General features: G+C 70.1%; 9 protein-coding genes and 1 pseudogene. 3 read left to right on the top strand and 7 right to left on the bottom strand.

The window, feature by feature from the left end; all coding sequences use genetic code 11:
* Window positions 1–263: pseudogene (locus IRT45_RS08615) on the top strand (hypothetical protein); the annotation flags it as partial.
* A 28-nt stretch (window positions 264–291) separates the two neighbouring features.
* Here IRT45_RS08615 and IRT45_RS08610 read toward each other — a convergent pair.
* From IRT45_RS08610 to IRT45_RS08600, 3 genes are all read right to left on the bottom strand, one after another.
* Window positions 292–927 (bottom strand): zinc-binding dehydrogenase, encoded by a 636-nt coding sequence (locus tag IRT45_RS08610; protein WP_194805312.1) that lies wholly within the window; start codon window positions 925–927, stop codon window positions 292–294.
* A complete protein-coding gene (cbiE, locus tag IRT45_RS08605; protein WP_194805311.1) occupies window positions 928–2,211 on the bottom strand; it encodes a precorrin-6y C5,15-methyltransferase (decarboxylating) subunit CbiE in 1,284 nt (427 codons plus the stop codon).
* Window positions 2,212–2,287: 76 nt separating this feature from the next.
* Window positions 2,288–3,043, bottom strand: a complete 756-nt coding sequence (locus IRT45_RS08600) for an SDR family NAD(P)-dependent oxidoreductase (RefSeq protein ID WP_194805310.1) — start codon at window positions 3,041–3,043, stop codon at window positions 2,288–2,290.
* A gap of 43 nt (window positions 3,044–3,086) precedes the next feature.
* On the opposite strand from IRT45_RS08600, the gene IRT45_RS08595 reads away from it, so the two are divergent.
* Window positions 3,087–3,497, top strand: a complete 411-nt coding sequence (locus IRT45_RS08595; protein WP_194805309.1) for a TIGR03618 family F420-dependent PPOX class oxidoreductase — start codon at window positions 3,087–3,089, stop codon at window positions 3,495–3,497.
* 26 nt (window positions 3,498–3,523) lie between these two features.
* Here the strand turns inward: IRT45_RS08595 and IRT45_RS08590 are convergent, their stop codons facing one another.
* On the bottom strand, window positions 3,524–4,651 hold the full coding sequence (locus tag IRT45_RS08590; protein ID WP_194805308.1) for a Xaa-Pro peptidase family protein: 1,128 nt from the start codon (window positions 4,649–4,651) through the stop codon (window positions 3,524–3,526).
* Between the two features lie 103 nt (window positions 4,652–4,754).
* Between IRT45_RS08590 and IRT45_RS08585 the strand changes: the two genes are divergently transcribed.
* Window positions 4,755–5,720: a 5'-3' exonuclease gene (locus IRT45_RS08585; RefSeq protein WP_194805344.1), complete on the top strand. Its 966-nt coding sequence runs from the start codon at window positions 4,755–4,757 to the stop codon at window positions 5,718–5,720.
* A 126-nt stretch (window positions 5,721–5,846) separates the two neighbouring features.
* Here the strand turns inward: IRT45_RS08585 and IRT45_RS08580 are convergent, their stop codons facing one another.
* The 3 genes from IRT45_RS08580 to tatC all read right to left on the bottom strand — a co-directional run bounded on the left by IRT45_RS08580 (window position 5,847) and on the right by tatC (window position 10,362).
* A complete protein-coding gene (locus tag IRT45_RS08580; RefSeq protein ID WP_194805307.1) occupies window positions 5,847–6,575 on the bottom strand; it encodes a DUF4333 domain-containing protein in 729 nt (242 codons plus the stop codon).
* 104 nt (window positions 6,576–6,679) lie between these two features.
* Window positions 6,680–9,376, bottom strand: coding sequence for an RNA helicase (locus tag IRT45_RS08575; RefSeq protein WP_228534030.1), 2,697 nt, complete (start codon window positions 9,374–9,376; stop codon window positions 6,680–6,682).
* Window positions 9,373–10,362, bottom strand: coding sequence for a twin-arginine translocase subunit TatC (gene tatC, locus IRT45_RS08570; protein WP_194805343.1), 990 nt, complete (start codon window positions 10,360–10,362; stop codon window positions 9,373–9,375). The genes IRT45_RS08575 and tatC overlap by 4 nt, the downstream gene beginning before the upstream one ends.
* Between the last annotated feature and the right edge of the window lie 11 nt (window positions 10,363–10,373).

Genomic DNA, 10,373 nt, shown 5'->3' with positions numbered 1-10,373 from the left:
CCGAGACAGGTCTGCTCGTCACCCGAATCCGTAGCCACGTAGGCTATTTCGACTACCTGTCCCCCAACGGTAAACCGGTCCGCCGCCTGCACTTCGCCGTCGACGTCGCCGCCACGTATCCCATCCGCCTGTCCGCCCACACCGCCTACACCTGGGCGCCACTGGACGGCGACCTCCGCGTGACTCCCTCCATTCGCCGCATCCTCCAGGACTACCGCGAGCTTGCCCGAGCGCGAAACGCGCTACCGGAAACCCTGGGGTGAGGATGACCCCAGCGCCTCGCCCCGGTCATCAGCGGATACGGGCGACGTACTTGCCCGTGCCGTGTCCGGACGCCAGCAGGTCATGCGCGGTGATCACCTCCTCCAGCGACGCCACTTCGGTGACCGGAAGCGAGAGTGCGCCTCCGGCAAGGTAATCCAGCACCCGGCGGGTAGCGGCGGCGACCTTCGACGGCGCGCCGGCGACGAGGCCGCGGTGGCTGAAACCGGTGAGGGTGAGGTTGCCGCCCAGCAGGCGACCGAACGGCGGGAGCGGGGCGGGGGCGCCGCCACCTGCGTTGCCGAACAAGACGATTCGGCCGGTGGGGCGGGTGACCTCGAGATCCAGATCGAGTGCCTCGGTGCCGAGCGGGTCGAGCACGAGGCCCACCCCGCGGCCATCGGTCGCCGCGCGGATCTCGTCGGCCAGGCCGGCACCGCGGACGAGGACGGTGTCATAGCCGGGTACCGGCCCGCGGTCGCGGCTCAGCGTCCCCAGGAGACGGCCGCCGCCGAGCAGCGCCACCAGCTGTGCCACCGCGCCGCCGACACCGCCGGCGGCGGAGTGCACCAGAACCGTATCCCCCGCGGTGAAGCGGCCGGCGTCGGTGAGCAGAAGCAGGGCGGTCGCCACACCGAGCGGGGTGGCGGCGGCCCAGCTCGACACCTACTCGGCCGGCTTCACCGCAATCCACTGCGCCACCGGCAGATGCGGGCGCCAAGCGGTGAATCCGCCGAGCGGCTCGCCCCGGTAGATCTGGAATTTCCGCAGGTCGCCGCCGTGCGCCGCGGCCCAGCGCAGCAGCAGCGCCTCCGATTCGGCGGTGACGGCGTTGGCGACCAGTCGTCCGGCCGGCCGCAGCCGATCCCAGCACGCCTCGAACAGACCCTCCTGGGTGAGGCCGCCGCCGAGGAAGATCGCGTCGGGCGCCGGATCCCCTGCCGCGGGCAGATCGGCCGGCGCCTCGCCACGCACGACGATCGTGGGCACCCCGAGCGCCGCGGCGTTGGCGGCGATCTGTGCGCGGCGCGGGGCACTGCGTTCGAAAGTGATTGCGCGACAGTCGGAATGGGTGCGACACCACTCGATAGCGATGGTGCCCGATCCCCCGCCCACATCCCACAGCAGTTCGCCGGGCGCGGGGGCGAGCGCGGCGATCGACAGGGTGCGGACCTCGGCCTTGGTCAGCTGTCCGTCGCCGCCGTAGGAGGCATCGGGCAGGCCCGGCAACCGGGTGAGCCGGGGTGAGGCGGGATCACGGACCGCCTCGACGGCGACGATGTTCAGCGGATCCCCGGGAGGTCGCGACCACTGTGCCGCCGTCGCGGCGACGATCCGTTCGCCAGGTCCGCCGAGCTGTTCCAGCACGGTCAGCCGCGACTCACCGAAGCCGTTGCGCCGCAAGAGTTCCGCGACCCGCGCCGGAGAATGCTGGTCGGCGCTGAGCACCAACAACCGCCGGCCGTCGGCGAGTTCGGCCAGCACCGTTTCGAGGGGGCGGCCGACGACGCTCACCACCGGTGTGTGCGCGCTCGCCCAGCCCAGCCGGGCACAGGCCAGCGTGGCCGACGACGGCTGCGGATAGACCCGGATGGCTTGCGGTCCGAGCAGTTTCGCCAGCGTGACGCCGATGCCGTAGAACATGGGGTCACCGCTGGCGAGAACGCAGATCCGCGAATCGCGATGCGCGGCAAGCAGCTCCGGCAGCGCGGGCAGCAACGGGGTCGGCCACGCTCGGCGCTCCGCGGTGCTCGCGTCGGCGGGAACCAGATCCAGCTGGCGGCGCGATCCGAAAAGCACCTGAGCCGTGGCGATCTCGTCGCGCACGCGCGGGCTCAGTCCCGCCCAGCCGTCCGCGCCGATGCCCACCACCGCGATCGCGTGCCTGATTTCCGGTGCGTGCTGGGTGTCACCGGGCGCGGGACCGAGTTTTTCGTGTTCGCCTGTCATATCGTCACCGGCCGCTGTCGCACAGGTTCGGCACTGAGCCAGCCTTTCGGCCGCGCAGACCGGGTGGGCACGCGCATCAGCGGGGCATCCGGCGCCAGATCGCCTGCGGCAGGAGCCGGGCCACCGCAGCGCCGAACCCGAGAGCCCGCGGCACCCAGATCCGGGCGGTACGTCGGTGCAGGGCGGCGACCACGGCATCGGCCACCTGCTGCGGCGTGCTCGACAGGGGCGCCGGGCTCATCCCCTCGGTCATCCGCCCCATCACGAAACCCGGCCGGACGAGCAACAGGTGAACCCCACTGCCGTGCAACGCATCCGACAGTCCCGAGGCGAATCCGTCCAACCCTGCCTTACCCGACCCGTAGACGTAGTTGGCACGCCGCACCCGCGCTCCGGCGATCGAACTGAACACCACCAGCTGCCCGCTGCCCTGGGCGCGGAGCAGATTCGCCAGTACGGTCAGCAGGCTCACCTGAGCGATGAAATCGGTGTGCAGCACCGCCACCGCTGCGGCCGGGTCCTGTTCGGCACGAGCCTGATCACCCAGCACACCGAAGGCGAGGACCACCGCCCCGAGCCGGCCGTGATCGGCGACCAGCTTCTCCAGCAGCGGCTGATGGCTGCTCAGCTCGTCGGCGTCGAACTCCACCGGGTGGACTCCGCGCGCACCGGCCGCGCGCACCATCGCGGTCTCCTCCGTCAACTGTTCACTGCGGCGCGCCGCGAGCACGACCTCGCGGCCCGCGCAGATCCGGCGGACGACCTCGAGTCCCATCTCGCTGCGCCCGCCGAACAGCACGATCACCCCGTCGTCTACCTCACGCACACCCATGGCGCATAGTCTGCCATCGGCGCCGGTTGCTAGCGTCGCAGCCATGACGAGTACCGCGGCCGCGCGCATCGACCTGTCCCCCAGCGCGCTGGAATTCGTGACCGAACGGCATCTGGCCACGCTGACCACCCTGCGCGCGGACGGTACACCGCACGTCGTCGCGGTCGGCTTCACCTGGGATCCCGACGCCGGTATCGCGCGGGTGATCACCGGCGGTCCCACCACCAAGGCCCGCAACGCGGACCGGCGCGGATACGCCGCGCTGAGTCAGGTCGACGGCCCGCGCTGGCTCACCCTCGAAGGCCCGGCCGAGGTCTGGACCGACCGCGACCGGGTCGCCGAGGCGGAAGCCCGCTACGCCGGGCGCTACCGCACCCCGCGCGAGAACCCGCAGCGCGTGGTCATCGCGGTACGCGTCGCGCGGGTGCTGTCGAGCAGCACCCTGCGCGGCTGAGCCGGCCGGTCAGCCGCCCGGGACACTCACAGCACCGTCAAACCGTGCGGACGCTGATTCATCGACTCGCCGCCGCCCTCGGTGACGACCACGATGTCCTCGATGCGGGCTCCCCATTCACCGCCGAAGTAGATGCCCGGCTCGATGCTGAACGCCATCCCCGGCCGCAGCACGGTCTCGTTGCCCGCCACGATGTAGGGCTCCTCGTGCACCGACAGCCCGATGCCGTGGCCGGTGCGGTGAATGAACGCCTCACCGAAACCGGCCTCCGACAACAGGTTTCGAGCCGCGGCGTCGACCGATTCGGCGGTGACGCCCGGGCGAACGGCGGCCACCGCGGCGGCCTGCGCGCGTTCGAGCGCGACGTAGCGTTCGGCGATCTCCGGATCGGGCTCGCCCAGCACGTACGTGCGGGTGGAATCGGAGAAATATCCGGGTTCGACGGGACCGCCGATATCGATGACCACCACGTCACCGGCTTCGATGATCCGGTCGGAATGGCTGTGGTGCGGGTTGGCGCCGTTGGGCCCACTGCCGACGATCACGAAATCGGCCCGGTCGTGCCCCTCCGCTACGATCGCGGCGGTGATGTCGGCGGCGACCTCGGCCTCGGTGCGGCCCGGCTGCAACCACTCACCCATCCGGGCGTGCACGCGATCGATGGCGGCACCCGCGCGCCGCAACGCGTCGATCTCGGCGGCATCCTTGATCATGCGCAACTCCCGGATGATCGGGGTCGCCGACACCGGCAGGGCGGTCAGCGCGTCGGCGATCGGGAGCAGATGCAGGGCGGGCATGGCATCGTCGACCGCCACCCGGGCGCCCGCGTTCAGCGTCGATTTCACCACCCCGTACGGGTCCACGCCGTCCACCCACGACACCATGTGCAATCCGAGCTCACCGGCGGCCGAGCCGTCCAGCGCGGCCAACTCCAGTTTCGGCACCACCACCGACGGGGTTTCGCCGCTGGCCGGGATGACCAGGCAGGTGAGCCGCTCGAAGGATTGCGCGGCCGACCCCAGCAGATATCGCAGATCCGGTCCGGGCGTGATCAGCAGCGCGTCCAGATGTGCCGCGCGGGTCAGCTCCGCCGCCCGCTCCAGCCGCTTGCCGTAGATCTCGGCACCGAATCGTGACTCCGTATGCGCGCTCATGCGATACGACGTTACCCGTCACCGCGGACACGGTCCCGACGATCACGACGTTCGCGACCGGGTCGTGGCCGGATTGTCGGTGCGGCCCGGTAGCGTCTGCGCCATGCTCACCTCCAGTGCGAGTGACCGGCCACTGTTGCTGCTCGACGGCGCGAGCCTGTGGTTCCGGGCGTTCTATGCCATCCCGGAAAAGATCACCGCGCCCGACGGCCGCCCGGTGAACGCACTGCGCGGCTTCACCGATATGGTCGCCGCGCTGATCACCCGCCACAATCCGGGCCGCCTCGTGGTGTGCCTGGATCTCGACTGGCGCCCGGCCTTCCGGGTCGATCTGGTGCCCTCCTACAAGGCCCACCGGCTCGACACCACCGCCGACGCCCAGCCCGGCGCCGAGGAGGTGCCCGACACCCTCACCCCGCAGGTCGACATGATCGCCGAGGTGCTCGCGGCGGCCGGGATCGCGACCGCGGGTGCGGCCGGCCTGGAGGCCGACGATGTGATCGGCACCCTCGCCGCCCGCGAACGCGACAACGAGGTGATCGTGGTCAGCGGTGATCGCGATCTGCTGCAGGTGGTGCGCGCCGACGCACCGCCCGTCCACGTCTTCTACGTGGGCCGCGGGCTGGCCAAGGCCGAACTCTGGGGCCCCGCCGAGGTAGCCGCCAAATACGGTGTGCCGCAAGAGAATGCGGGCCCGGCCTACGCCGATATGGCGACGCTGCGGGGCGATGCGTCCGACGGCCTGCCCGGCGTCGCCGGGATCGGTGACAAGTCCGCCGCCACGCTGATCTCACGGTACGGCTCGCTCGAAGCGCTCGTGGCCGCCGTCGCCGACCCCGCCTCCGATCTGGCGCGCGGCGTGCGCGCGAAACTGGTTGCGGCCGAAGACTATCTGAAGGCGGCAGCGCCCGTGGTGCGGGTCGTCCGCGATGCGGAGGTCGAACTGTCCGGACCTGACCTACTGCGCGCCGAACCGGCCGACCCGGACGGGCTGCACGCGCTCGCCACCGCCTACAACGCCGAAAGCCCCGTCAAGCGACTGACCGCGGCCCTCGCTGCGAACGCCTGACGCCCGGTGTTCGTCACCGTCGCGAAAAGTACTGGCTGTCGAACGCTCCCGTGACTGTGAGGTCCCGGCGGCCGTCGAACACGATGGCATTCGCGCGGCCGTCGGTCTGTATCACGCGCACGGCACTCAGTTGGGGCGGCCGACCTCGTAGGTGCCGTCGTCCTTGGTGATCTTGACGGTGACCTTCTTCTGCTCGCCGCCGACCTTCAGGGTGCAGTCGAAGGTGCCACCGACCTCGACCTTCTGACCCGAGGGGCAGCTGACGCTCTGGACGTCGTCGATGCCGTAGGAATCCTTGAGGACCTTCTGCACACCGTCCTGCACGGCCTTGTTGTCCAGTTTGTCGCTGCCCAGGAAGACGAAGGCGAGGACCACGGCGACAACCACCACGACCAGCACGCCGATACCGCCGAAGAGCAGGCCCTTCTTCGACTTCTTGGCAGGCGTGGTGCTCAGCTGCGGTTCCTGCATCCCCCACTGCTGCTGCGACTGGTCGGGCTGCGGCGCCCAACCCTGCTGAGTGGGCTGCTGCTGCGCCCATTGCTGCTGCGACGGCTGCGGCGGCTGACCCCACTGCTGCTGGGTCGGTTCCCACGGCTGCGCCTGCGCCGGCGGTTGCTGCGGCCAGGACGGCTGACTCTGACCACCCCACTGCGGCTGCTGCGGTTGGGGCTGCCACTGCTGCTGCGACGGTGCGGGCTGGCCCCACTGCGGCTGCTGCGGCTGCTGGCCACCCCACTGCGGCGCCGGTCCGGACTGGCCGGGCTGCGGCTGGCCCGACCACTGCTGGGTCGGATCGCTGCTGTGGCCCTCCCCTGGGCCAGGGGTCTCGTTCGGTCCGTACGGGCCGCTCATGTGCCTGCCTCCACTCGCACTCGTCGTCTCACATCCCCCCGCGTGAGGTGATCAGGCCCTCACCACGGTCGGTACCGGTAGTCATCCAATCACAGCCGGGCACGCTACGCGGCGTCCACCGCCACAACGCCACGCCGGATGGCACGCACCGACTTGGCGGCGGTGGCGGCGATTTCGGTGTCGTCGGCGGTCTGGTGGATCTGGTCGAGCAGATCGATCACCTGCCGGCACCAGCGCACGAAGTCACCCGCGGACAACGCACTGCCCTGATCACCACTGGCCAGCAACGATTCGGCCAATCCGTCGCCGCGGGCCCATTTGTAGATGCCGGTGACGAAGCCCAGATCCGGTTCCCGGGTCGGCGGCAGCTTGTGCCGTGCCTCGTCGGTGCGCAGCTGGCTCCACACGCCGATGGTGGCGCCGACCGCGCGCCGCACCGGTTCGGTCGGCCCGGCCGGGCCGAGGTAGCCGCCCTCCTGCCGCGATTCGAAGACCAGCACCGACACCACGCCCGCGAGTTCGGCGGCACCGAGCCCGCGCCACAGGCCCTGCCGAAGGCATTCGGCCACAACGAGATCCGCTTCGGTGTAGATCCGGGCGAGCCGCCGGCCGTCGGCGGTGACCTCCCCGCCGTCGACATAGCCGCGCTCACTCAGCAGCGCGACGATCCGATCGAAGGTGCGCGCCAGCGAATTCGTTGTCGCAGCGACCTTCTGGCGCATCGACTCGGTCTCGCGCTCGAGCCGGTTGTAGCGCTCCCCCAGCCGGGCCAGCTGCTCCCGGTCGGGCCGGGTGTGGGCGGGATGGGCGCGCAGCGCACGCCGCAGCGTCGCCAGTTCCCGATCGTCGGCCGCGCGCGCCCGACCCCCGCGCCGGCCTCGTCCGGGGACCGCGATTCCGGTGCTGCGCAACGCCGATGCCAGATCGCGGCGCGCCCGCGCGGTGCGGTGGTCGACGTGGCGGGGCAGCCGCATCCGGCCCAGCGGCTGAGCGGGAGTCGGGAAATCGGCGGCCGAGACCCGACCGGCCCAGGTGTCGGCGGTCAGCACCAGCGGGCGGGGATCGCCCGGACTCGCGTCCGGTTCGAGGATCACCGCGAGTCCCTGGCGGCGCCCGGTCGGGATGGCCACCACGTCACCGCGGCGCAGCGAAGTCAGCGACTCGACCGACGCCCCGCGCCGATCGGCCCGCCCCTGCCGTTCCAGTTCGCGTTCGCGCTGTTTGATCCGCTCGCGCAGCGACAGATATTCGAGGAATCCGTCGTCACCGATCTGCGATCGCAGTTTCCGCACCTGTGCCTCGTTGCGCTCGATGCCACGGACCAGGCCCACCACCGATCGGTCGGCCTGGAACTGCGCGAACGAGCGCTCCAGCAGTTCCCGCGACTGCGCGGCGCCCATCCGGTCGATCAGGTTGATCGACATGTTGTAACCGGGCCGGAACGAGCTGCGCAGCGGATAGGTGCGGGTCGAGGCCAGGCCCGCGACGGCGCTGGTGTCGACGTCGGGATGCCACATCACCACCGCGTGGCCCTCGATGTCGATACCGCGGCGTCCGGCGCGGCCGGTCAGCTGTGTGTATTCGCCGGGAGTCAGCTCGGCATGGGTTTCGCCGTTGAACTTCACCAGCCGTTCCAGCACCACCGTGCGTGCCGGCATGTTGATGCCGAGAGCCAGTGTCTCCGTGGCGAATACGGCCCGCACCAGCCCGCGGACGAACAACTCCTCCACGGTGTGGCGGAACGCGGGCAGCATACCGGCGTGATGGGCGGCCAGGCCGCGGAAGAGCGCCTCACGCCATTCCCAGTAGCCGAGCACATCCAGATCGGCGCGCGGCAGATCACCGGTGTGGCGCTCGATCACCGCCTCGATCTCCACCGCGTCGTCGGGACGGCTCAGATCCAGGCGTGAGCGCAAGCATTGGGCGAGGGCGCCGTCGCAGCCGGCCCGGCTGAAGATGAACGTGATCGCCGGCAGCAGCCCTTCCTCGTCGAGGCGGGCGAGCATCTCCGGGCGCGGCAGCGGGCGGAAGTCGCGACGCGGGCCACCGCGGTGGCGCGGTGCGGACCAGCCGTTCATCCGGTCGGCGGCCTCGCGGTGTTTGATGTAGCGCACCAGATCCTCGTCGACGAGGATCTTCTGATCACTGGACTTGGTGTCGAACAGATCGAACAGCCGCCGCCCGACCATGACGTGCTGCCACAGCGGCACCGGCCGCGTCTCGTCGACGATGACCGCGGTGTCGCCGCGCACGGTCTCCATCCACGCACCGAACTCCTCGGCATTGCTGACCGTCGCCGACAGGCTCACCAGGCGCACCTCCGGCGGCAGATGCAGAATGACCTCTTCCCACACCGCACCGCGGAACCGGTCGGCCAGATAGTGCACCTCGTCCATGACGACGAACGACAACCCGTGCAGCGCGTCCGAGCCCGCGTAGAGCATGTTGCGCAGCACTTCGGTGGTCATGACCACGACCCGGGCGTCCGGATTGATCGACTGGTCACCGGTCAGCAGTCCGACCGCGTCGCGGCCGTAGCGGTCCACCAGATCGGAGTACTTCTGATTCGACAGCGCCTTGATCGGGGTGGTGTAGAAGCACTTCCCACCGGCCGCACGGGCCAGGTGCACGGCGAATTCCCCGACGACGGTCTTACCGGCGCCGGTCGGCGCGCACACCAGCACACTGTGCCCGTTCTCCAGCGCCGCGCAGGCCTGCTGTTGGAACGGGTCCAGGGAGAATTTCAGGTCGGCGGCGAATGCCGCGAGTTCGCCAGTCAGCGACGGTTGTCCCACGCTCAGAGGGTATCGGAGTAGTCCGACACCGGGCGCGGAGTTTTCGCCGCGGGCTCGGCCGAGACCGGTCCGCTCGCCGTCACCGGCCGGGCGGGCTCCACCGGGCTCACCCCGTCCAGATCGTCCGGTCCGCCGAGCGGGGAGGCCTCGTCATCCGACAGCGCACCCCAGTTGTCGCCCCGGCGAGCGCGGCGCCGGTCGTTGAGCCGGGCGACCTGCACAGCCACCTCGAACAACACGGTGAGCGCGGCGGCCAGCGCCAGCATCGAGAAGGGATCCTGGGGGGTGACGATCGCGGCGAAGACGAACAGCCCGAAGATCATGCCGCGACGCCACTTCTTGAGCCGCTCGTAGGTCAGCACGCCGACCATGTTCAGCCCGATGATCAGCAGCGGTGTCTCGAAGCTCACCCCGAAGATGATCAGCAGCTTGATGATGAACCCGAAGTACTGACTACCGCTCAACGCGGTGATCTGCACATTGCTGCCGATCCCCATCAGGAAGCTCAGCGCATGCGCCACCACCCAGTACGCCAGCACCGCGCCCGTGACGAACAGCACCACACCGGAGGCGACGAAGCTGACCGCGTACTTGCGCTCCTTGGCGTAGAGGCCGGGCGTCACGAACGCCCACAGCTGGTAGAGCCAGATCGGGCAGGCCATCACCACGCCCGCGGTGAAGGCGACCTTGAACCGCAGCATGAACTGTTCGAACGGCGCGGTGGCCAGCAGCCGGCAGGCGCCGTCGGTGGTCAGTTGCGCACGATGTTCCGGCGGCAGCGAACAGTACGGCCCACGCAGCAGATCGCCCAGGCTTTCGATGCCCAGGAACGAATGCGAGTACCAGAGGAAGCCGAGCACCGTGGTCAGCGCCACCGCCAGCAGCGACTTCAACAGTCGCGAACGCAACTCGTGCAGATGTTCGACCAACGACATGGTGCCGTCGGGATTCGTCCTGCGCCGGCTACGGCGGGGGTCGAACGGAATGCGCATGGATGTGACTG

This window comes from Nocardia sp. BSTN01, assembly GCF_015354405.1.
GTDB lineage: Bacteria > Actinomycetota > Actinomycetes > Mycobacteriales > Mycobacteriaceae > Nocardia.
Note: the sequence above shows the minus strand (reverse complement) of the source record. Positions and strands in the feature narration are given on the sequence as shown.

What these genes read in the sequence shown, in the direction of transcription:
- tatC (WP_194805343.1), bottom strand. Translation starts at nt 10,362, where the DNA reads ATGCGCATTCCGTTCGACCCCCGCCGTAGCCGGCGCAGGACGAATCCC.
- IRT45_RS08580 (WP_194805307.1), bottom strand. Translation starts at nt 6,575, where the DNA reads ATGAGCGGCCCGTACGGACCGAACGAGACCCCTGGCCCAGGGGAGGGC.
- IRT45_RS08600 (WP_194805310.1), bottom strand. Translation starts at nt 3,043, where the DNA reads ATGGGTGTGCGTGAGGTAGACGACGGGGTGATCGTGCTGTTCGGCGGG.
- IRT45_RS08590 (WP_194805308.1), bottom strand. Translation starts at nt 4,651, where the DNA reads ATGAGCGCGCATACGGAGTCACGATTCGGTGCCGAGATCTACGGCAAG.
- IRT45_RS08585 (WP_194805344.1), top strand. Translation starts at nt 4,755, where the DNA reads ATGCTCACCTCCAGTGCGAGTGACCGGCCACTGTTGCTGCTCGACGGC.
- cbiE (WP_194805311.1), bottom strand. Translation starts at nt 2,211, where the DNA reads ATGACAGGCGAACACGAAAAACTCGGTCCCGCGCCCGGTGACACCCAG.
- IRT45_RS08595 (WP_194805309.1), top strand. Translation starts at nt 3,087, where the DNA reads ATGACGAGTACCGCGGCCGCGCGCATCGACCTGTCCCCCAGCGCGCTG.